At 70.3% G+C, this 20,631-nt stretch carries 18 protein-coding genes and 1 riboswitch; of the genes, 6 read left to right on the forward strand and 12 right to left on the reverse strand.

Going from position 1 to position 20,631, the window contains the following annotated elements:
• The first annotated feature begins 67 nt into the window (after nucleotides 1-67).
• A complete protein-coding gene (locus V5F75_RS10125) occupies nucleotides 68-898 on the forward strand; it encodes a hypothetical protein (RefSeq protein WP_394036450.1) in 831 nt (276 codons plus the stop codon).
• Nucleotides 899-906: 8 nt separating this feature from the next.
• On the opposite strand, the gene V5F75_RS10130 is transcribed toward V5F75_RS10125, so the two are convergent.
• Nucleotides 907-2,172 carry a D-amino acid dehydrogenase gene (locus V5F75_RS10130; protein WP_394036452.1) on the reverse strand — a complete coding sequence of 422 codons (1,266 nt, stop codon included), beginning with the start codon at nucleotides 2,170-2,172 and terminating at the stop codon, nucleotides 907-909.
• Nucleotides 2,173-2,313: 141 nt separating this feature from the next.
• Between V5F75_RS10130 and V5F75_RS10135 the strand changes: the two genes are divergently transcribed.
• Entirely contained in the window at nucleotides 2,314-2,775 is a 462-nt protein-coding gene (locus tag V5F75_RS10135) for an Lrp/AsnC family transcriptional regulator (RefSeq protein WP_394036454.1), read from the forward strand.
• 16 nt (nucleotides 2,776-2,791) lie between these two features.
• Here V5F75_RS10135 and V5F75_RS10140 read toward each other — a convergent pair whose 3' ends face one another.
• The 3 genes from V5F75_RS10140 to V5F75_RS10150 form a co-directional block, all read right to left on the reverse strand.
• Nucleotides 2,792-3,607 (reverse strand): hypothetical protein, encoded by an 816-nt coding sequence (locus V5F75_RS10140; protein ID WP_394036456.1) that lies wholly within the window; start codon nucleotides 3,605-3,607, stop codon nucleotides 2,792-2,794.
• Nucleotides 3,608-3,980: 373 nt separating this feature from the next.
• The gene (locus V5F75_RS10145) at nucleotides 3,981-5,954 is read right to left on the reverse strand and encodes a methylmalonyl-CoA mutase family protein (RefSeq protein WP_394036458.1); all 1,974 of its coding nucleotides are present in this window, start codon (nucleotides 5,952-5,954) and stop codon (nucleotides 3,981-3,983) included.
• A gap of 123 nt (nucleotides 5,955-6,077) precedes the next feature.
• Nucleotides 6,078-6,314 (reverse strand): GlsB/YeaQ/YmgE family stress response membrane protein, encoded by a 237-nt coding sequence (locus V5F75_RS10150; RefSeq protein ID WP_394036460.1) that lies wholly within the window; start codon nucleotides 6,312-6,314, stop codon nucleotides 6,078-6,080.
• Nucleotides 6,315-6,576: 262 nt separating this feature from the next.
• On the opposite strand from V5F75_RS10150, the gene ccrA reads away from it, so the two are divergent.
• The 3 genes from ccrA (at nucleotide 6,577) to V5F75_RS10165 (ending at nucleotide 11,077) form a co-directional block, all read left to right on the forward strand.
• Entirely contained in the window at nucleotides 6,577-7,851 is a 1,275-nt protein-coding gene (gene ccrA, locus V5F75_RS10155; protein ID WP_394036462.1) for a crotonyl-CoA carboxylase/reductase, read from the forward strand.
• Between the two features lie 415 nt (nucleotides 7,852-8,266).
• Nucleotides 8,267-9,970, forward strand: coding sequence for a 30S ribosomal protein S1 (gene rpsA, locus V5F75_RS10160; protein WP_394036464.1), 1,704 nt, complete (start codon nucleotides 8,267-8,269; stop codon nucleotides 9,968-9,970).
• Nucleotides 9,971-10,123: 153 nt separating this feature from the next.
• Nucleotides 10,124-11,077: a cation diffusion facilitator family transporter gene (locus tag V5F75_RS10165; RefSeq protein WP_394036466.1), complete on the forward strand. Its 954-nt coding sequence runs from the start codon at nucleotides 10,124-10,126 to the stop codon at nucleotides 11,075-11,077.
• A gap of 25 nt (nucleotides 11,078-11,102) precedes the next feature.
• On the opposite strand, the gene V5F75_RS10170 is transcribed toward V5F75_RS10165, so the two are convergent.
• The 7 genes from V5F75_RS10170 to V5F75_RS10200 all read right to left on the reverse strand — a co-directional run bounded on the left by V5F75_RS10170 (nucleotide 11,103) and on the right by V5F75_RS10200 (nucleotide 18,378).
• A complete protein-coding gene (locus tag V5F75_RS10170) occupies nucleotides 11,103-11,747 on the reverse strand; it encodes a thiamine phosphate synthase (RefSeq protein WP_394036468.1) in 645 nt (214 codons plus the stop codon).
• Between the two features lie 6 nt (nucleotides 11,748-11,753).
• Entirely contained in the window at nucleotides 11,754-12,533 is a 780-nt protein-coding gene (locus V5F75_RS10175) for a thiazole synthase (protein ID WP_394036470.1), read from the reverse strand.
• Between the two features lie 28 nt (nucleotides 12,534-12,561).
• Entirely contained in the window at nucleotides 12,562-12,777 is a 216-nt protein-coding gene (gene thiS, locus V5F75_RS10180) for a sulfur carrier protein ThiS (protein ID WP_394036472.1), read from the reverse strand.
• A gap of 5 nt (nucleotides 12,778-12,782) precedes the next feature.
• Complete coding sequence (thiO, locus tag V5F75_RS10185; RefSeq protein WP_394036474.1) at nucleotides 12,783-13,964, reverse strand: glycine oxidase ThiO; 1,182 nt, start codon at nucleotides 13,962-13,964, stop codon at nucleotides 12,783-12,785.
• A riboswitch (TPP riboswitch) is annotated at nucleotides 13,955-14,051 on the reverse strand. It overlaps the preceding gene by 10 nt.
• 60 nt (nucleotides 14,052-14,111) lie before the next feature.
• Complete coding sequence (locus tag V5F75_RS10190; RefSeq protein WP_394036476.1) at nucleotides 14,112-15,785, reverse strand: Na/Pi cotransporter family protein; 1,674 nt, start codon at nucleotides 15,783-15,785, stop codon at nucleotides 14,112-14,114.
• Between the two features lie 164 nt (nucleotides 15,786-15,949).
• On the reverse strand, nucleotides 15,950-17,452 hold the full coding sequence (locus V5F75_RS10195) for a M48 family metalloprotease (protein ID WP_394036478.1): 1,503 nt from the start codon (nucleotides 17,450-17,452) through the stop codon (nucleotides 15,950-15,952).
• Nucleotides 17,449-18,378, reverse strand: coding sequence for a thermonuclease family protein (locus tag V5F75_RS10200; protein WP_394036480.1), 930 nt, complete (start codon nucleotides 18,376-18,378; stop codon nucleotides 17,449-17,451). Before V5F75_RS10200 ends, V5F75_RS10195 begins: the two co-directional genes overlap by 4 nt.
• A 181-nt stretch (nucleotides 18,379-18,559) precedes the next feature.
• Between V5F75_RS10200 and V5F75_RS10205 the strand changes: the two genes are divergently transcribed.
• A complete protein-coding gene (locus V5F75_RS10205) occupies nucleotides 18,560-19,168 on the forward strand; it encodes a DUF938 domain-containing protein (protein WP_394036590.1) in 609 nt (202 codons plus the stop codon).
• Between the two features lie 18 nt (nucleotides 19,169-19,186).
• Here V5F75_RS10205 and bla read toward each other — a convergent pair whose 3' ends face one another.
• Entirely contained in the window at nucleotides 19,187-20,068 is an 882-nt protein-coding gene (gene bla / locus V5F75_RS10210; protein ID WP_394036482.1) for a class A beta-lactamase, read from the reverse strand.
• Between the last annotated feature and the right edge of the window lie 563 nt (nucleotides 20,069-20,631).

A 20,631-nucleotide genomic window follows, 5' to 3' on the forward strand; every position in this document is an offset into this window, starting at 1 on the left:
GGACGATACGGCTGGAGGTGTGGCGGATCGCATCGGCGCCCGCATCATCCCGCGGCAGGGGGAGGATATGCCCGACAAGAGCTGCGTGCTGGTGCGCGGCGTGAACGAGCTGGCCTCGGCGGTGGCCCGCACGCTGCTGCTCTCGGGCCATGCGGTGGCGCTCCACCAGCCGGCGCCGGTGCCGGTGCTGCGCCGGAAGATGGCCTTCGCGGATGCGTGGTGGGACGGTGTCGCGGCCCTCGGCGGTGTCGAGGCGCGGCGCGCGACGTGCGATGCCGACCTGCTCGCCGGCCTTTCGGGCGGCATGTTCGTGCCGCTCCTCACCCATCCGGACCTCGCCGCCATCGGCCGCTGGCCGTGGGATGTGGTGGTGGATGCGCGGGGCGCGGGGGAGGGCGGCGCGGAAGGCTGCGATGTGGAGCTCACCATCGTGCTCGGGCCGGGCGCCACGGCGGGGGTGGATTGCGACCTCGTGATCGAGATCGGCGGCGCGGACCCGGGCGCGGTGCTGCGGGAGGGGGCGGCGCGGGGCGGCCCGCGCGCCTTCGGGCGCTATGATGCGGCGGTGCGCGCGCCGGCCGCCGGCATCTTCCGGAGCGAGCGGAGCATCGGCGAGCGGGTGCGGGCGGGGGAGATGATCGGCCTCATGGGCACGGCGCTGGTGGTGGCGCCGTGCGACGGGCGGCTGCGCGGCCTGCTGCGGTCGCCATGGGAGCTGCGCGCGGGCGACATGCTGGCGGAAGTGGCGCCGGACCCCGCGGCGCAGGTGAGCGGCATCGAGCGCGTGGACCAGATCATCGCGCGCGCCGTGGATTTCGCCATCGAGCTGGAGCAGGCGGGCGCCCCGGCCGAGGCCTGGGGCGCCGAATGGGGCTCCGGCCGCCGGAGCCCCGGCTGAGTTTACCCTCAGGCCGCCGCCGCGTAACGCGAGACGGCGAAGTCGTCGGAGGCGATGTCCGGCGCTTGGCCGCCGATAAGGTCCGCCAGCACGCGGCCGGAACCGCAGGCCATGGTCCAGCCCAGGGTGCCGTGGCCGGTGTTGGTGTAGAGGTTCCCATAGGCGGTGGGGCCGACGATGGGCGTGCCGTCCGGCGTCATGGGGCGCAGGCCGGTCCAGAAGGTGGCCTTGGAGAGATCGCCGCCGTCGGGGAAGAGATCGCCCACGGAGAAGGCGAGGGTCCGCCGCCGGGATTCCGGCAGGTCCAGGCTGAAGCCCGCCAGCTCCGCCGTGCCGCCCACGCGGATGCGATCGCCGAGGCGGGTGATGGCGATCTTGTAGGTTTCGTCCATCACCGTGGATTCGGGCGCCGCCGCCGGATCGGTGATGGGCAGGGTGAGGGAATAGCCCTTCACCGGGTAGATGGGCAGGTCGATGCCGAGCGGCTTCAGCAGCGCCGGCGTGTAGCTGCCCATGGCCGCCACGTAGAGATCGGCCGTCAACAGCTCCCCGCCCTCCAGCGCCGCGCCGGTGATGCGCCCGCCCTCCGTGCGCAGATGCTCCACGCTCACGCCGTAGCGGAAGGAGACGCCGCGCTTCTGCGCGATGGCGGCGAGGCGCTGGGTGAACAGGTGGGCGTCGCCGGTCTCGTCTCCGGGCAGGCGCAGGCCGCCCACGAACTTCTCCCGCACCCGCGCCAGCGCCGGCTCGACGGCGATGCAGCCAGCCACGTCCAGAACCTCGTAGGGCACGTTGTGGGCGTCGAGCACCACGGTGTCGTCGCCCACGTGGTCGAGCTGCTTGTGCGTGCGGAACAGCTGCAGCGTGCCCTTGGCGCGCTCGTCATAGGCGATGCCGGTTTCGGCGCGCAGCTCCCGCAGGGCGTCGCGGCTGAACTCGGCGAGGCGCACCATGCGCGCCTTGTTGCGGCGATAGGCGGCCTCCGTGCAGTTGGCGAGCATCTTCGCCAGCCAGAAATAGAGCCTGGGGTCGAGGCCGGGGCGGATCACCAGCGGGGAGTGGCGCATCATGAGCCACTTCATGGCCTTGAGCGGAATGCCGGGGCCGGCCCAGGGCGCCGAATAGCCGGGTGACACCTGGCCGGCGTTGGCGAAGGAGGTTTCCATGCCCGCCGCCGGCTGGCGGTCGAGCACGGTCACCTCATGGCCCTTCTGCGCGAGATAGTACGCGGACGTGACGCCCACCACACCGCTGCCGAGAATGAGAATCCGCATGATGGCTCACCGGTGCAAAGCTGACTGATTAATGGAAAGTGTACGCTTGGCGACGCGGCATTTCACACGAATCGGCGGCAGGAGTTGCGCGGGCAGGCGGCGGCATTGCAATTTTCTGCCGTTTTGCGGAAGATCCTGCCTATGCCGACCCTCGACGACGCGGACGAGCGCATCATTCGGGTTCTGCGGGGCGACGGCCGCATCTCCAATGCGGACCTCGCGGCGCAGGTGGGCCTTTCGCCCTCCGCCTGCCTGCGGCGCACGCGGCAGCTGGAACGCAGCGGCGTCATCCGGGGCTATGCCGCCCTCGTCGCCCGCGCGGGGGCGGACGACAGGCTGGTGGTCATCACCCAGATCACCCTCGACCGGCAGACGGAGGAGTTCCTGAACCGCTTCGAGGCAGCGGTGCGCCGCTGCCCGGAGGTGGCAGACTGCTACCTCATGACCGGGCTCGCCGACTACATCCTGAAGATCGAGGTGAAGAACGCGGCGGATTACGAGCGCCTGCACAAGGAGGTGCTCTCGCGCCTGCCGGGGGTGGCGCGCATCCAGTCGTCCTTCGCCATCCGCACGGTGGTGAGCGGGCGCGCGCCGGGGCCGTGAGCGGCGCGCGTTCCGGTCAATGCGCGGGCGGCTGGGCGGGGCCGGGGTTCTCCGTGCGAAACGACTCCAGGGTCCAGTCGAATACGGTGGTGTCGTTGCGCAGGTTGCCGACACGCGCCGAGCTGAGATCGAGGATGTCGGTGATGACCATGGTCCACATGGCCGTCAGCAGCAGCGACAGCACGCGCATTTTCTGGCCGCGCAGGCCGATCTGGTAGCCCAGCGCCGCCATGGTGGACACCGACATGCCGATCAGCAGCCAGAACAGCTGTGCCGGCATGTGCGAGGTGAAGGCGAAGCGTGTCCGGGTGGTGGCGCCGAAGGCGTCGTCCAGGCTGTTCATCAGGGACACCACGGCCGGGTCGGTCCGCTCGCGCAGCAGCGCGGTGAGGTGTTCCAGGATCCGCGCCTGGATGGCGTCGCTCCGCGCATTGATCGGCGCCAGGGCGGCGGCATCGGGCGGGGCCTCGACAAACGACTTGCGCAGCTCCGCATATTCCGCCAGCAGCCTTGCGATCTCCAGGCTTTGGGGGGCGCCGATGGCCTGCGCCCGCGTCCAGGACGAGCTGATGGCGCTGGCTTCCCGTTCGATCTCGGCGCGGCGCTCCTGAAAGCGGCCGTTGGCGAAGGACAGGGTGAGGGCGAGGACGAAGGCCAGCAGGGCCAGCATGCTCCCCACCAGCACGCCGACGTTGTCCCGCTCGGCGGTGCCCAGCAGGTGCCGGCGGCTGCCGAGCCACAGCCCCGCCTCCCGCGCCGCCACCTGGATCGCGAACAGCAGGACGATGACGGCGATGACGCTGGAGGTGGCAAGCTGGATCAGAAGGTCCATGGCGATCTCGGGAGGCGGAAGGGAATGCTGCGGTGCCGGTAGCAGCGAACCAAACCGTCCCGCTTATCAGATTGCGTATCTCCGCCCCGATTTTTGGCCCATGCAGAGCGTGCCGAGCCCCCGCGCGTTCGCGGGCCGAGGACAGGAGATGTGAGACGGGTAGGTGGAGCCGCGCTCGCGCGTTTTCGCGCGCATGCCCTTGGGGGCCATGCTCTTGGGCCACGGCCTTGGGCCACGGCCTTGGGGAGTTGCGCGTTTGGGGGACGGGTTCCGCCCCGGTGGAGCATGTGCCGTCTTTGCGACCTCTCGCGGCACGGCCGCCGAGGTGCGTTGGACGCGGTGGAAGGCCGGACGCCTCCACCGCGTCGCGGGCTCAGGCCGCTTTCTTGGTGCCGCCGTCCACGATGGTGACGATGTCGGCCATGATGCGGTTCAGCTCGAAGTTCTTCGGCGTATAGACCGCCGCCACGCCGAAGCCCTTGAGCTGGGCCTCGTCCTCCGGCGGGATGATGCCGCCCACCACCACCGGAATGTCGGTGAGGCCCTCGGCCCGCATGCGGTCCATCACGTCGCGCACCAGCGGCACGTGGGAGCCGGAGAGGATGGAGAGGCCCACCACGTGCACGCTCTCCTCGAGGGCGGCGTTCACGATCTCGGCGGGGGTCAGGCGGATGCCCTCATAGACCACTTCCATGCCGCAGTCGCGGGCGCGCACGGCGATCTGCTCGGCGCCGTTGGAGTGGCCGTCGAGGCCCGGCTTGCCCACCAGGAACTTGAGCCGGCGGCCGAGCTTCTCGGAGACGGCGTCCACCGCGTTGCGCACTTCGTCCAGGCCCTGGGTGTCCACGCGCGCGGCGCGGCCGACGCCGGTGGGCGCGCGATATTCGCCGAACACCTCGCGCAGGCAGGTGCCCCACTCGCCGGTGGTGACGCCGGCCTTGGCGCAGACGATGGAGGGCTCCATGATGTTGCGGCCTTCCTGGGCCGCGCTCTTGAGGTCCGCCAGCGCGGCGGCCACCGCCTTGCCGTCGCGGGCCTCGCGCCAGGCCTGAAGGCGGGCGATCTGCTCGGCCTCCACGCCTTCAGGCACGGTGAGGATGGCGCCTTCGCCGGTCGTGAGGGGCGAGGGCTCGCTCTCGGTCCAGCGGTTGACGCCCACCACCACCTGGTCGCCGCGCTCGATATTCTCGAGGCGGCGGGTGTTGGATTCCACCAGCGCCTGCTTCATGTAGGAATTCTCGATGGCCGCGACCGCGCCGCCCATGGCCTCGATGCGGGCCAGTTCGGCGCGCGCCTCCTCCTTCAGCTCCTCCACCTTGCGGTCGATCTCCACGGAGCCGTCGAAGATGTCGCCATATTCGAGCAGGTCGGTCTCATAGGCCACCACCTGCTGCATGCGCAGCGACCATTGCTGGTCGAACGAGCGCGGCAGGCCCAGCGCCTCGTTCCAGGCGGGAAGCTGCACGGCGCGGGCGCGGGCCCTCTTGGAGAGGGTGACGGCCAGCATCTCCAGCAGGATGCGGTAGACGTTGTTCTCCGGCTGCTGCTCGGTGAGGCCGAGGGAGTTCACCTGCACGCCGTAGCGGAACAGCTTCTGCTTGGCGTCGGTGATGCCGTAGCGGTTGACGCAGATCTCGTCCCAAAGATCCACGAACGCGCGCATCTTGCACATCTCGGTGATGAACCGCATGCCGGCGTTCACGAAGAAGGAGATGCGGCCCACCACATCGCCGAACACGGGGCCTTCCGCCTCGCCGGACTTCTTCACGGTGTCGAGGATGGCGATGGCGTTGGCGAGCGCGAAGGCCAGCTCCTGCACCGGCGTCGCGCCGGCTTCCTGCAGGTGGTAGGAGCACACGTTCATCGGGTTCCACTTGGGCAAATTGCCGGTGGTGAAGATGATGGTGTCCTTGGTGAGGCGCATGGAGGGCGCGGGCGGGAACACATAGGTGCCGCGCGAGAGGTATTCCTTGATGATGTCGTTCTGCGTGGTGCCCTGGAGCTTGGTGCGGTCCGCGCCCTGCTCGTCGGCGGTCGCGATGTAGAGCGACAGGAGCCACGCCGCACAGGCGTTGATGGTCATGGAGGTGTTCATGTTCGCGAGCGGGATGTCCGCGAACAGGGTGCGCATGTCGCCGAGGTGGGAGATGGGCACGCCCACCTTGCCCACCTCGCCGCGGGCGAGGGGATGGTCGCTGTCGTAGCCGGTCTGGGTCGGCAGGTCGAAGGCGACGGACAGGCCCGTCTGGCCCTTGGCGAGATTCGAGCGGTAGAGCTTGTTCGACTCCGACGCGGTCGAATGCCCCGCATAGGTGCGGAAGAGCCAAGGCTTGTCGCGGACCACCATCCTTCAATCCCCGTTGTTCGTATCTTTGTGAGACGCGCGATTGTGCGTCGCGATGAAGGTTGCGTCGACGGGAATTTTTCCCATCGACGCCGTCGGCGTGGGGCCCTGCCGGGCAGGGCTGCGCTAGCGCTTCACCAGCGAGATGACGAACAGCAGAATCACCGCGCCGATGGTGGCCGAGATGATCTGGCCCACGAGCCCGCCCACCAGGAACACATTGCCGAACAGGAAGCCGCCGATGAGCGCGCCCACGATGCCCACGGCCACGTTGCCCACGAAGCCGAAGCCGTAGCCGCGGAAGACCTGCCCCGCGAGGAAGCCGGCGACGGCGCCGACGATGATCATCCACAAGATGCCCATATCCCTCACCCTCTCCTCGTGCCTTCGCAGGCGCGAAGGCGCCAGCCTCAACGGCATGGGGCCTCGCGTTGGCCTTGTCCAGGGGGTTCTCGTTCAAGGGCGGCGCGCCGGCACGCCATATTGTGACAACGGATAGATACAAGGTTCAACAGGCGGGGACTATCGACTTGAAATCCTTCTCTGCTAGTTTGCATCGCGATAGGGGTGCCGGCGGACGTGACCGAAGAGTCCGCTGCCGGTCGAGATGAGAGGACGGGACGCTATGGGCCAGACGGCAGCTGCGGGTGATGCGGCGGTGAAGGATCTCTACGAGCTGGGCGAGATTCCCCCGCTCGGGCATGTGCCCTCGAAGATGTATGCCTGGGCCATCCGCCGTGATCGGCACGGCCCTCCGGAGCAGTCGTTCCAGCTCGAGGTGGTGCCCACCTGGGAGCTGGGCGAGAACGATGTGCTCGTGTTCGTCATGGCCGCCGGCGTGAACTACAACGGCATCTGGGCCGGCCTCGGCGAGCCCATCTCCGTGTTCGACGTGCACAAGGTGCCCTACCACATCGCCGGCTCCGACGCCTCGGGCATCGTCTGGGCGGTGGGCTCCAAGGTGAAGCGCTGGAAGGTCGGCGACGAGGTCGTGGTGCACTGCAACCAGGACGACGGCGACGACGAGGAGTGCAACGGCGGCGACCCGATGTTCTCCCCCACCCAGCGCATCTGGGGCTATGAGACGCCGGACGGCTCCTTCGCCCAGTTCTGCCGGGTGCAGGCGCGCCAGCTCATGCGCCGGCCCAAGCACCTCACCTGGGAGGAGAGCGCCTGCTACACGCTCACCCTCGCCACCGCCTACCGCATGCTGTTCGGCCACCCGCCGCACACCGTGAAGCCGGGCGACTACGTGCTGGTGTGGGGCGCCTCGGGCGGCCTCGGCGTGTTCGGCGTGCAGCTTGCGGCGGCCTCCGGCGCGCATGTGATCGGCGTCATCTCGGACGAGTCGAAGCGCGACTACGTGCTCGGCCTCGGCGCGAAGGGCGTCATCAACCGCAAGGAGTTCAAGTGCTGGGGCCAGCTCCCCAAGGTGAACTCGCCCGAATATGCCGATTGGCTGAAGGAAGCGCGCAAGTTCGGCAAGGCCATCTGGGACATCACCGGCAAGCGCGACGTGGACATCGTGTTCGAGCATCCGGGCGAGACCACCTTCCCGGTTTCCACCCTGGTGGGCAAGCGCGGCGGCATGATCGTGTTCTGCGCCGGCACCACCGGCTTCAACATCACTTTCGACGCCCGCTACGTGTGGATGCGCCAGAAGCGTATCCAGGGCTCGCACTTCGCCCATCTGAAGCAGGCCTCCGCCGCCAATGAGTTCATTGTCGACCGGCGCGTGGACCCCTGCATGTCGGAAGTGTTCCCCTGGGATCGCATCCCCGAGGCGCACACCAAGATGTGGCAGAACAAGCACGCCCCCGGCAACATGGCGGTTCTCGTGAACTCGCCCCGCGCCGGCCTGCGCACCTTCGACGACGTGCTGGAAGCCTGCGCCGGCTGATCTTCCGTCGGATTTCCGTTTCGCGATGCCGCCGCGCTCCCGGGCGCGGCGGTTTTTCTTTGCCCGGAGCCGTCCGGGCCGGGGCACCCTTGCAATGGGGCGCGCTTTCCATTAAGTGACCGGCATTCGAGGCTGCGCTCCCCAAGGCGGGGAGCCGCCCGGGTGGGGCAGGGTCCGCGGGATACGCGCCCTGATGGTCGGAGGCTCCCCGCCCAGGCTTTCGCTGAGCGCGCTTCGGTCCCTGGCCCGGATGGGCCGTCATTCAATCATTGCCTGTACCGCTCGGCTTCAGCGCCGGCCCGCCGATGGAACGTCGGCGGCCGTCCTGGCGTTCATCCGCAAGGAGAACGACGGGACACCCGTTCGGTACGGGCCTCGCAACGCGAGCCGCTGGCGCAAAAGATCTGGAGTGTGAATGTCCGCCGTAGAAACCACCCGTGAAGATTTCGCCGCCCTGCTGGACGAGAGCTTTGGCCGCGCCGAGCCCGCCGAAGGCTCGGTCGTCAAGGGCATCGTGGTCGCCATCGAGAAGGATCTGGCGATCATCGATATCGGCCTGAAGACCGAAGGCCGCGTGGCCCTGCGCGAGTTCGCCGGCCCCGGCCGCGACACCCCCATCAAGGTCGGTGACGAGGTCGAGGTCTATCTCGAGCGCGTCGAGAACGCGATGGGCGAGGCCGTTCTCTCGCGCGACAAGGCGCGCCGCGAGGAGAGCTGGGTCAAGCTCGAGAAGGCGTTCACCGCCAACGAGAAGGTCTTCGGCGTGATCTTCAACCAGGTGAAGGGTGGCTTCACCGTGGATCTCGACGGCGCCGTGGCGTTCCTGCCGCGCTCCCAGGTCGACATCCGCCCGATCCGCGACGTGGCCCCGCTGATGCACAATCAGCAGCCCTTCCAGATCCTCAAGATGGACCGCCGCCGCGGCAACATCGTGGTCTCCCGCCGCACCGTGCTGGAAGAGACCCGCGCCGAGCAGCGCCACGAGCTGGTGCAGAACCTCGAAGAGGGTCAGGCCATCGAGGGCGTGGTCAAGAACATCACCGATTACGGTGCGTTCGTTGACCTGGGCGGCATCGACGGCCTGCTGCACGTCACCGACATCGCGTGGCGCCGCGTGAACCACCCGACCGAGGTTCTGTCCATTGGCCAGACCGTCAAGGTCAAGATCATCAAGATCAACCACGAGACCCACCGCATCTCGCTCGGCATGAAGCAGCTCCTGGGCGATCCCTGGGAGGGCATCGAGGCCAAGTATCCGGTGGAGGCCCGCTTCAAGGGTCGCGTCACCAACATCACCGACTACGGCGCGTTCGTGGAGCTGGAGCCCGGCATCGAGGGCCTCATCCACGTCTCCGAGATGTCGTGGACCAAGAAGAACGTCCACCCCGGCAAGATCGTTTCCACCTCCCAGGAAGTGGAAGTGCAGGTGCTGGAAGTGGATTCGGCCAAGCGCCGCATCTCCCTCGGCCTCAAGCAGACCCTCCAGAACCCCTGGGAGGCCTTCGCCGAGAAGTATGCCCCCGGCGCGGTGGTCGAGGGCGAGGTCAAGAACAAGACCGAGTTCGGTCTGTTCCTGGGCCTCGACGGCGACGTGGACGGCATGGTCCATCTCTCCGACCTCGACTGGAACCGTCCCGGCGAGCAGGTCATCGACGAGTACCGCAAGGGCGACATGGTGAAGGCCGTGGTGCTCGACGTGGACGTCGAGAAGGAGCGCATCTCGCTCGGCATCAAGCAGCTCGCCGGCGATCCCTTCGCCGAGGCTGGCGATGTCCGCAAGGGCGCCGTCGTGACCTGCGAAGTCTCCGACGTGAAGGACGGCGGCATCGAGGTGAAGCTCACCGGCACCGACCTGTCGGCCTTCATCAAGCGCTCCGAGCTCGCCCGCGACCGCAACGACCAGCGCCCCGAGCGCTTCTCGGTGGGCGACAAGCTGGATGCCCGCGTCACCCTGTTCGACCGCAAGGCGCGCAAGGTGCAGGTCTCCATCAAGGCGATGGAGATCGCCGAGGAGCGTGAGGCCGTGGCGCAGTTCGGCTCGCAGGATTCGGGCGCTTCGCTCGGCGACATCCTGGGCGCCGCTCTCAAGCAGCGCGCCGAAGAGACCAAGGAGGACTGATCGCTTCCCGCGATCGTCCGTCGAACACGGAAGGGGCCGGCAAATGCCGGCCCTTTTCTTTTGCGCGCGGCAGGGCGGGCGGCCCGGCCTTGCTCCCCGGCGCGCCGGATGCTGAAAGTCCGGCAGGCACGGTGCCAGCCGGACGGAGCGATCATGCGGTCCCTGAAGACGATCTTCGATCTCGGCGACGAATGCGGCGTGCTGCGCATGTCCATCGCCGTCACCATCGTCATTTCGACCTTCGGCGTCGGGTTCGGGCTCCTGTCCGGCTCCTTCTCGATCCTGTTCGACGGCGTCTATTCGCTGATCGACGCGAGCATGAGCCTGCTCGCCCTCACCGTGGTGAACCTGATCCGCTCCTATACCGATGCCGCCGCCGCCTCGAAGCGGCTGCGGGATCGGTTCACGGTGGGTTTCTGGCATCTGGAGCCCATGGTGCTCGGGCTCAACGGCATCCTGCTGATGGGCGTTTCCGCCTATGCCTTCTTCAATGCGGTGAGCCTGCTCCTGGACGGCGGGCGTCCGCTCGAGTTCGGCTTCGCCATCGTCTATGCGGTGGTGACGGTGCTCGCCTGCGCGCTGGCGGCGGTGCTGGAGATGCGGGCAAACCGCAGCATCCGCTCCGACTTCATTGCCCTCGACGCGCGGGCCTGGGTCATGTCGGGGGGCATCACCCTGGCGCTGCTGGTGGCCTTCACCATCGGCGCGGCCATCGAGGGCACGACCTACGGCTGGCTCGCGCCTTATGTGGACCCGGCGGTGCTGGCGGTGGTCTGCCTCGTCCTCATCCCGCTGCCGGTGGGCACGGTGAAGCAGGCGCTGGCCGACATCCTGCTGGTGACCCCGAGCGACCTGAAGGCGCACGTGGACGAGGTCGCCCGCAAGGCGATGGCGACCTACGGCTTCAGGTCCTTCAGGGCCTATGTCGCGAAGGTGGGGCGGGCACAGCAGATCGAGCTGTACTTCATCGTCCCCGCCGACGCGCCGGCGCGCGCCATCACGGAGTGGGACGCCATGCGCGACGCCATCGGCAGCGCCATCGGGCCGGACAGCCCGGACCGGTGGCTCACCATCATCTTCACTGGCGACATGGAATGGGCGGAGTAACCCAGCGGATCGTCGCGCCGGGCGCTCAAGCGGGCTTGCCGCCCGGCGCGGGCAGGTGATCCAGCGCCGCGATCAGGCGGCGAATGCTCTCGGCCGGGTCATCCGCGCGCATCACCGCGCCCATGACGGCAACGCCCCGCGCCCCCGCATCCAGGCAGGAGCGCGCGGTGTGCGCCTCGATCCCGCCGAGGGCGACCACCGGCACCGCCGCCGTGGCGGCGAAGGCGGCAAGGCCGGCCCCGCCCAGCGCCGGGCCGTATCCGGGCTTGGAGATCGTCTGGAACACGGGGCTCGCGGTGATGTAGTCCGCGCGCGCGGCGTTGCTCCCGCCGGCATCCGCGAGCGTGTGGACGGAAAGGCCGATGAGGGCACGGGGGCCGAGCAGCGCCCGCGCGGCCGCCACGTCGCCGCCATCCGGCAGGTGCACCCCGTCCGCGCCCGCCGTCCGCGCCAGCTCCGGCGTGCCGTGGAGCGTCAGCCGGGCGGCGAATGGGGCGGCGGCGGCCCGCAGGCGGGCAAAGAGGGCGAGCTGTTCGGCCTCCGGCAGGTCCTTCTCGCGCAGGGAGATCCAGCGGCAGCCGCCCGCGCAGGCGGCGGCCACGAGCCCGGCGAGGTCGCCGCGCGCCTGCCGGCGGTCGGTGATGAGAAGCAGCGGCGGCGCCGGCAGCACGGCCGTTCAGCTTCCCACGAGGCCGAACTCGGGGCTGGACGCCTCCGCATGCAGCTTCCTGGGGATGCGCCCGGAGAGGCGCGCCAGACGCCCGCCCTCCACCGCGTGGCGGAAGGCGCGCGCCATGCGCACCGGATCGAGCGCTTTGGACACCGCCGTGTTGAGCAGCACCGCCGAGCAGCCCAGCTCCATGGCGAGCGCGGCGTCGGAGGCGGTGCCGATGCCGGCGTCCAGCACCACCGGCACCGGTGAGCGCGTGCAGATCAGTTCGATCATGTGCGGATTGGCGATGCCGAGGCCTGAGCCGATCATGGAGCCGAGGGGCATCACGGTGGCGGCTCCCAGGTCCGCCAGCTTCTGGCAGGTGACGGGATCGTCATTGCAATAGGGCAGCACCACGAAGCCGCGATTCACGAGATCCTCGGTGGCTTTGAGCAGCTCCTCCACATTGGGGTAGAGCAGCTCGCGGTCGCCGATCACCTCCAGCTTCACCCAGTCGGTCTCCAGCGCCTCGCGCGCCAGTTCGGCGGTGAGCACGGCGTCCTTGGCGGTCTGGCAGCCGGCGGTGTTGGGCAGGATGTGGACGCGGCCGGTGAGGAGGTCCGTCAGGCTCTCCTCATAGCCGCTGAGGCTGATGCGGCGGATGGAGGCGGTCGCCATCTCCGCGCCCGAGGCGGCGAGCGCGTCGAGGAACACCTTCTGGTTGGGATACCCCGCCGTGCCGAGGAATAGGCGCGACTGGAAGGTGCGCCCGGCGATGACGAGGGGATCGGCATTCGTGCTCATGGTCGTTCTCGTGTCCTGTCGCGCCGGCTCAGCCGCCCTGCTTGGCGGTGATGATCTCCACCGTGTCGCCGGCGGAAAGGCGGGTGTCGCCCCATGCGCGGCGCGGCACCACGGCGCCGTTGAGCGCCACGGCGATGCCCTTCTGCGCCGGGTCGAGCCCCTTGGCGCCGATGAGGTCGGCGATGGTGGCGGCCGGCAGGGCTTCGGCGGCGCCGTTCACGGTCAGCTCCAGGGGGGCCGTCATGGCTCTCACTCCGCCGCCGCGCGCGGCGCGAAGCGGCCGGCGCGGAAGGGGGCGGCCACCGAATTGAGGCGGCCTTCGAGCACGAAGTCGGCCACCACCTTGGCGGTCACGGCCAGCAGCAGGATGCCGTTGCGGTGGTGCCCGGTGGCATAGACCAGCCCGTCCACCTCCTCGGCCGGGCCGAGAATGGGCGCGTCGTCGCGGCTGCCGGGGCGGAAGCCCACCCATTGCTCGTGGATGGACAATTCCTCGATGGCCGGCAGCGCGCGCCATGCATAGGTGAGCAGGGCGAGCTGCCCGCCGGCCGTGAGGTCGGTGTCGAAGCCCTTCTCCTCCGTGGTGGCGCCCAGGATGAGGCGGCCGTCGCGGCGGGGGACGATGTAGGAATGGGGGGCCCAGATGACGTGGTTCACGAGCGGAGCCGCAGGGTCCATGCGCAGGGCCATCATCTGGCCCTTCACCGGGCGCACCGGCAGCGGCGCGGCGGGGGTGATGTCCACCCCCCGGCTCCAGGCGCCGGCGGCCAGGATGACCATGTCGGCGGCCTTCAGCTCGTCGCCCACCACCACGCCCATGGCCTTGCCGCTTTGGGTGGCGACCCGGCTGACGGGGCTGTTCTCGTGCAGCCGCGCGCCGGCGCGGGCGACGGCCGTGAGCAGGGCGGAAACCACCTTGCGGTTGTCCACCTGATGGTCCTCGGCGCTCAGGATGGCGCCGGAAAGCTGGCCGGCGAGGTGCGGTTCCAGGCGGCGCACGGCGGCGGCGCCGAGCCACTCCACCGGCAGGCCGAGGGAGGTCTGGAGCGCGAACAGGTGGCGCAGGCGGGCGGCGTCGTCGGCGGTGAGGCCGATGGTGAGGGTGCCCTCGGTGCGCAGGTCCACGCTGGTGCCCGATTCGGCCTCGAGCTCGGCCTCGAACTGCGGCCACAGGGCCTGGCTCAGGCGGTTGAGGGCGAGCAGCTCATCCTCGCCGGGCTCTGCCTCGGCGCACGCGGCCAGCATGCCGGCGGCCGCATGGCTGGCGCCGCGCCCGGCAACGCCGGCCTCGTAGATATCCACCGCGCAGCCGGCGCGCGCGAGGCGCCAGCCCAGCGAAAGGCCCATGACGCCGGCGCCCACGATGGCGACCCGCGGGCGCGCGGGGGATGTGGCGGAAGACGATGAAACAGGCGACAAGCTCTCGCTCATCGGCACCTCCCTACGCTGGCATGATCCAGACAGGTTCGATGGGTATGATCTCAGCCGCGTGCACGCGCGGCACCCCAGGCCGAGGCGCATTATCCACGGCCGGGCCCATATCGCAAGGTGGCTCAGGAGTTTTCGATGGGGCGCCCCTCAGCCCGGATGGGCGACGGCCTCGTCCGCAAGCCGGCTGGCCAGCAGCTCGCCGGAGCGCTCCAGTACCGGATAGGCCGCCGCCGCGACGATATGGGCGTTGATGAGCTTCAGGTCGCGGATGAGGTCCAGGTGCAGCGTGCTCGCCTCCGCGAGGTGCACGAGCCCCGAGCGCAGATGGTCGAAGTGGGTGCGGGTGGCGAGGCTCTCGCTGGCGCGGAAGGCCGCCTTCTCACCCGCCAGCAGCCGCGCCGCGCGCGGGTCGGCGGTGAGGAACAGGGAGGCGGCGAGCCGCACGTTGTCGGCGAGCCGGTTCAGCAGCATTTCCAGCTCACGCCGGCCCTCGGGTGAAAAGGAGAGGCCCCGCTTCAGCCTCTTCGCGGCATGCAGCAGAAGGTTGTGGTGCACCACGTCGCCCGCCTGCTCCATGTTGGTGGCGAAGGTGAGGATTTCGTCCACCCGCGCCCGGTCGGTTTCGGTGAGCTCGGCCGGGTCGATGGCGGTGAGATAGGTTTTGATCTCGCGGTTGAGCCGGTCGAGGATGTCGTCCATGCCCTGGGTCTCGGCCAGCCGCCTGCGGTCGCCGGAGATGAGGGCCTCGCGCGCGCTCGCCAGCATGTCGCCCACCGTGTCGGCGAGCCGCATGGCCTCCCGCGCCGCCGCGCCCACGGCCACGATGGGCGTCTCGCGCGCGGCGGGCTCCAGATAGATGGGTCGGCTCGGGTCGGCCGGGTCCTCGCGGTCGGGATAAAGGCGGCGGAGCAGCTTCGAGAAGGGCGAGAGCAGCGGCAGGAAGGCCGCCGCCGTCACCAGGTTGAACAGGGTGTGGAAGTCCGCGGCCGCCCGGCCCGGATCGCTCTGCATGGTCACCATGAAGCGGCCGATGGGCTCGATGAAGGCGAGGGCGAGCGCCACCCCCAGTGCCCGGTTGATGAGATTGCCCCAGGGCAGGCGGCGGGCGGCGGGGTCGCTTCCGCCCGCCGCTTCCAGCGCCGGTGCCAGGGCGCTGCCGAGATTGGCGCCGAGGATGAGCGCGAAGGCGGCATTGGGCGGCACGACGCCCTGGCTCGCCAGCGACATGACGATGAGCACCACGGCCACCGAGGAGTGCACCGCCCAGGTGAGGGCGGCCGCCAGGATCACGTCCAGCATGGGCACGGTCGCCACCTGCCCCAGCAGCATGCGCAGGGATGGTGCATCCTCCAGCGGCCGCATCAGCTCCACGAGCTGGTGCAGGGCGATGAGGATGAGGCCGAGACCGATGACGGCCTGCCCGAGGTCGTGGGCGGCGGAGCCGCGCTGCGTGCGGAACATGATGAGGCCCGCCAGCACCAGCCCCGGCGCGGCGGCGGCGACATCGAAGGAGAGCACCTGCACGATCAGCGTGGTGCCCACATTGGCCCCCAGCATGGCGGCGAGCGCGGGAACCAGATCGACGAACCCCGCGGCGGCGAAGCCGGAGACCATGAAGGCGGTGGCGGTGCTGCTCTGGAGCAGGGCGGTGATGGCGAGCCCGGCCGCGAACCCCTGCCAGCGGTTGCGCAATGCCCGCGCCAGCACCGCCTTCAGCCGCGGCCCCAGGGCCTGCTCCACGGCGCTGCGCACCATGTGCGTGCCCCACAGCAGCAAGGCCGCGTAGCCGGCGAGATCGATCAGCGTGACGGAAAAGGTCATGGCCACCCCTTCCTCAAGTTCATCCCGACGCGGCTCGAAGGCGCTCTTTCGGTGCCGGCGGACGGCGGAGGCCGGCGCGACGAAACGCCGGAATCTCCGTCATTATGATTTGCCGGCTATCAGATTACGCCCATTTCGCTGCGGTGCAACATGCACCCGCGGGCTCACTCGGCGATGATCTTGACCTTGTCGCCGTATTTCAGCTTGGCGTTGGCATCGAGGCCGTTGAGCGTCAGGAAGCGCTCCAGGTGGCGGTCGGGCACCTGCATGCGGGTGGCGATCTTGTCGGGCGTGTCGCCGAAGCCCACCGTGACCAGCCGCAGGCGCAGCGGCTTCACCGTCTCCGCCTCGCCGGAGGAGACGCGCCGGAAGGTGCTGGCGGCGGCGCGGAAGCGCTGGTCCAGCTCGGGCGTCAGCTCGCGGGCGGCGAAGATGAGGCGATAGACATCCGAGCCGAAGCGGATGGCGAACATGCGGAACGACCACTGGTCGCCGCGCGCGATGGCGGTGGCGGCGGAAAAGCCGTTCACGCTCAGGGTCTCGACCGTGTTGATCTCCACCCCGTCGATCCAGCCCGAGGAGAGATATTGCGCCAGCGACTGGTCGGGGCTCACGCGCACGGCGTCGAGCCGCAGCGCCTCGCGCCCGGAGCCGGTGGCGCCCAGCACCGCCTGGGAGGTGTTCTCCAGCGAGAAGCCCTCGGGCGCGGTGAAGGTGAAGCCGAGCTTGGGGTGGAAGAACTTGCGCCCGCGCACGAAGCCTTCCTTGGGGTCGTCGCCATAGACCATGCCGTCGATGGCCGAGAGATAGGCGCTGCGGTCGCGCTCGCCGTTGCCGGGAACGGCATACTGGCGCGCGTTGGCGATGGCGATGGAGATGCGCTCGGGCGTGGCCGGATGGGAGGAGAGGAAATCCATCTCCGGCGGCGTGGCGGAGCCGCCGAGCGCGGTGGAGCGCATCTCGGAGGATCGGCCCATGTCGGTGAGGAAGCGCGAGGCGCCGTAGGGGTCGAACCCCGCGCGCGAGGCGATGCCGACGCCGATGGCGTCCGCTTCAAGCTCCTGCCCGCGGGAGAAGGAGGCGAGGGTGCGCTGGCTCTTCTGCATGGCGAGCGCCCCGAGGTCTGGGTCGTTCACCACGTCGGAGATGACGCGGCTCACCAGCACCGCCTGCTTCACCTGGTCCTCGCGGATATTGGCGTGGCGGGCGATGACGTGCGCCATCTCGTGCGCCAGCACCGAGGACATCTCGGAGGTGTCGTTGGCGAGCGCCAGCAGCCCGCGTGTGACATAAAGGGAGCCGTCGGGCAGGGCGAAGGCATTCACGGCCGGCGAGTTCAGCACCGTGACGCGGTATTTCAGGTCCGGCCGCTCGGAGGCCGCCACCAGCCGCTCCACCACCTGCTGGATGAGGGCCTTCAGCTCGGGATCGTTGTAGGCGCCGCCATAGCTGGCCACGAGCCGCTCGTGCTCGCGCCGCTGGGTGGGGGACATGTCGGCGAACTCGGAGGCCTGCGCGCCGGAAAGGGGCATGCTCGCCTGGTCGAGCTCGGCCGTGGAGCAGCCGGCCAGCAGCAGCGCAAGAAAAACGACGCCCGCCCGCAGCCCACGCCGCGGCGCATCACGCCGGAGCACGCTCGCGTTTCGGGCCTCAGCGCTCAACTTCACTCCTCGCTTCCCGCTCGCTCGCCGAGCCGCTCGATGCCGGCTGGAGACCGGACCATGATCGCCGGGCCGCCCTGTTCCCGCACCACGCCGCGCACGCGTACCCGCTCGCCCCGCAAGGTGTCGGGATCGTGGCCGGAGCCTGCGCCATGCCCGAAGATTATGGCGAAATCCCCGGTCGGCACGAGCACGGTGAAATCCCGTCGCCAGATCTCACCAAAATTCAGATAGGTCGTTTCACGCCGTCCGCCAACCGCCTTGATGCGTCCTTCCGCTACGGCATGAAGCCCGAGGCGGCGCCCCATCTCCTCCTCGTTTCCCGCCGGGGCGATGGCACCCGGCCGCGCCCACAGGCCGCGCCGCGCCGCGCGCGCCGCGTGCTCGTCCGCGACCAGAGACGGCGCGCACGCGCCGTCAGCGCTGGCATAAGCAGCGCCGGCCGCTACCAGGCGGGCGGCGATGTCGGCCCCCGCGCCATCGGCGCCGGTCATCCGCGCCGCACCCGTCAGGCGGCCATGCCGGTCCGTGCCGACGCGCGAAAACGTGATCTCCCGTCCGCCCACGGCGTCCGTCGTAGCGCGGGCCGCGGCTTCGGCGAGCCCGTTGACCGGCTCCAGGCGCGTGGGCAGGACGATGCCGTCCGGAACGAAGCGCCGGCCGTCCTGGAGCAGCAGGCTGCCGTCCGGCGCCATGCCGACGATGCGGGCGGAAGGCCCGGAGCTCGATTCCCCGGCGGCGCAGACGGGCCGCTTCGCCGCGGCCGCATTCGCGCCGGGGGCAAGCAAAGGCCCTGCCGCCAGCGCGCCGAGCACGCTCGCGGCGATGCGCGCGGCCTTGGCGGCCCCTCGCGCGCGCGGCGCGGCGCGCTCCGGCCGTGTCCTTCCCGCGTGCGCGCCGCCCGACGTCGCATTCGAAAGAGCCTGTGGCATAGCCAAAGGCTACCGCAATCCGGTGCGCCATTGAAGGCACGTGCCGCTGCCGGCCGTTCACCCTTTCTTACGCAGCGTTGCCGCTTCCGCGCGGTTGAGGCGGGCGGCCGCCTCGGGCACCATGCCCCGGCGGTTCGCCTCGTCGCGAGCCGCAGCGCGAGGGAGGCATTGCGTGTCCGGCATCGAAACTCAGGCCCGCCTGTCCGCGCCTTCGGCGGCGCGCAACCGAGAGCCCATCCGCGCCGTGCTGAGCCCGCTGCTTTCGCCCGGCGCGCGGGTGCTGGAGGTGGCTTCGGGTTCCGGCGAGCACGCGGTGCACATGGCGCGGGCGCGGCCGGACCTGACGTGGCAGCCCTCCGATCCCTCGCCGGAAGCGCGGGCCTCCATCGCCGCCTGGATCACGGCGGAGGGCCTCGCCAACGTGCGCGCCCCCCTCGCCCTCGATGCCAGCGCGGCCGAATGGCCGGTGGAGGGGGTGGAGGCGGTGGTGTGCATCAACATGCTCCACATCAGCCCCTGGGCGGCCACCGAGGGGCTGATACGCGGCGCCGCCCGTCTCCTGCCGCCGGGCGGCCTGCTCTATGTCTACGGTGCCTTCCACCGCGCCGGCCTGCCCACCGTGGAGAGCAACGCGGCCTTCGACGCGGACCTGCGCCGGCGCGACGCGCGCTGGGGCCTCAGGATGCTGGAGGATGTGGCGGCCTGCGCCGCCGGGCGGGGGCTCGACCTTGATGAGGTCGTCGAGATGCCGGCCAACAATCTCTCCCTGGTGTTCCGGCGGCGCGCCTGAGTCGCGGGTCGCCGGCCCTTACCGCAGCGCTTCGCCGAGGGCGCGGCCGATCTCGGCCATGACGGCGTCGCGCGCCTCCAGCGAAAGGCCGGTCTGCGTGAGATAGACGGCGGCCACCACCGGCGGCCGGCCCGGAGGCCAGATCAGCGCGATGATGCCGCGCGAGCCGTGGCCGCCCGCGCCGGTGCGGTCGGCGACGCGCCAGCCGGCGGGAAGCCCGGCGCGCAGAAGCGCCCCGGCCACGGCATCTGCCTCCAGCCACGCGGTGAGCTGCCCGCGCGAGGCGGGCGAAAGCACGTCCGCGAGCAGCAGCGCCTCAAGGCTGCGGGCCGCCGCCGCCGGTGTGGTGGTGTCGCGCATGTCGCCGGGCGTGCCCGCATTGAGGGCGGTTTCCCAGCGGTCGAGCCGGGTGGTCGCGTCGCCCATGGCGCGCATGAAGCGTGTCAGTCCCTCCGGGCCTCCGATCCGCGGCAGGATGAGGTTGGCGGCGGTATTGTCGCTCACGGCGGTCGCCGCCGCGCACAGGTCGCCGAGGGACATCTCGCCGCCCGCATGCGCGCCGGTGACCGGGGAGTGGGGAAGGATGTCGGCGGGCGCCACCGGCACGGGATCATCGAGCCGCGCCTCGCCGCGATCCACCTTCGCCAGCACGGCGGCACAGGCGAACGCCTTGAAGGTGCTCATGAGCGGGAATCGCTCGTCCGCGCGGTGGTTCCAGCGGCGGCCGCTGCCGGTGTCGTGGATGGCGACCCCGAGGCGCCCGCCGGTGCGCGCCTCGATCTCCGCGAGGCGCGGCGCGAGGGTCTCGGCCCGCGCGCGCGGAACGTCCCAAAGGCCGGATGCGCCGGCGAGGGCGGCTGCGGCCAGGACGTGGCGTCGGCTGAGGGGCAGGGCAGGCATGGTGCTCCGGTCGTGCGCGCGGCAGGGGGCTCCCGTAGCCGGGGAAAGTGGCGACGCGGCGGCGGGGCACCCGCGCGTCCGCCTCGCGGCCTCTCCGTGGCGCCCCGGCTTCTCAGGTCGTGCCGGGCGCTGGTCGTGCCGGCGCATGCCGCCGGCCCTGGGCGGCCGACCGGGGTGGCCGCGCGCATCCGAGGCCGGTCCTTGACGGCGCTTCATGCCATTGGTCCGGTGTTTGACCGGCGCCAAGTGGGTGTCGTCAGCCGTCGCACGGGCTGACCAAAAGCCCATGCGTGACGCTCGCGAGCCTTTGCCGCCCTTCCCGTTTCCCGAGATCCCTGCGGAGGGGCATCGGGCGATCTCGCAGGCCGCAGGCTGCCGGAGGGCGTCTGCCGCCCCCGCCGGGGGGAGCGGCGCGGCCGCCGCGGCCGGTCATGCTTGAGCCGAAGGGTGCGGTGGCGTGAGCCGCGAAGGCCGCTGGCGCCATGACGGGCACAGCCGGGATCGTTCGATTGCGCGACATCGCCGCGCCCGCGCCGGCCTTCGTGGCGCCGTCGGCGGAAGCC

Source organism: Xanthobacter albus (assembly GCF_043194895.2).
GTDB lineage: Bacteria > Pseudomonadota > Alphaproteobacteria > Rhizobiales > Xanthobacteraceae > Xanthobacter.

Coding starts and splice junctions, on each gene's coding strand:
- V5F75_RS10125 (WP_394036450.1), top strand. CDS start 68: ATGCCCGACAAGAGCTGCGTGCTGGTGCGCGGCGTGAACGAGCTGGCC.
- V5F75_RS10130 (WP_394036452.1), bottom strand. CDS start 2,172: ATGCGGATTCTCATTCTCGGCAGCGGTGTGGTGGGCGTCACGTCCGCG.
- V5F75_RS10135 (WP_394036454.1), top strand. CDS start 2,314: ATGCCGACCCTCGACGACGCGGACGAGCGCATCATTCGGGTTCTGCGG.
- V5F75_RS10140 (WP_394036456.1), bottom strand. CDS start 3,607: ATGGACCTTCTGATCCAGCTTGCCACCTCCAGCGTCATCGCCGTCATC.
- V5F75_RS10145 (WP_394036458.1), bottom strand. CDS start 5,954: ATGGTGGTCCGCGACAAGCCTTGGCTCTTCCGCACCTATGCGGGGCAT.
- V5F75_RS10150 (WP_394036460.1), bottom strand. CDS start 6,314: ATGGGCATCTTGTGGATGATCATCGTCGGCGCCGTCGCCGGCTTCCTC.
- ccrA (WP_394036462.1), top strand. CDS start 6,577: ATGGGCCAGACGGCAGCTGCGGGTGATGCGGCGGTGAAGGATCTCTAC.
- rpsA (WP_394036464.1), top strand. CDS start 8,267: ATGTCCGCCGTAGAAACCACCCGTGAAGATTTCGCCGCCCTGCTGGAC.
- V5F75_RS10165 (WP_394036466.1), top strand. CDS start 10,124: ATGCGGTCCCTGAAGACGATCTTCGATCTCGGCGACGAATGCGGCGTG.
- V5F75_RS10175 (WP_394036470.1), bottom strand. CDS start 12,533: ATGAGCACGAATGCCGATCCCCTCGTCATCGCCGGGCGCACCTTCCAG.
- thiS (WP_394036472.1), bottom strand. CDS start 12,777: ATGACGGCCCCCCTGGAGCTGACCGTGAACGGCGCCGCCGAAGCCCTG.
- thiO (WP_394036474.1), bottom strand. CDS start 13,964: ATGAGCGAGAGCTTGTCGCCTGTTTCATCGTCTTCCGCCACATCCCCC.
- V5F75_RS10190 (WP_394036476.1), bottom strand. CDS start 15,785: ATGACCTTTTCCGTCACGCTGATCGATCTCGCCGGCTACGCGGCCTTG.
- V5F75_RS10200 (WP_394036480.1), bottom strand. CDS start 18,378: ATGCCACAGGCTCTTTCGAATGCGACGTCGGGCGGCGCGCACGCGGGA.
- bla (WP_394036482.1), bottom strand. CDS start 20,068: ATGCCTGCCCTGCCCCTCAGCCGACGCCACGTCCTGGCCGCAGCCGCC.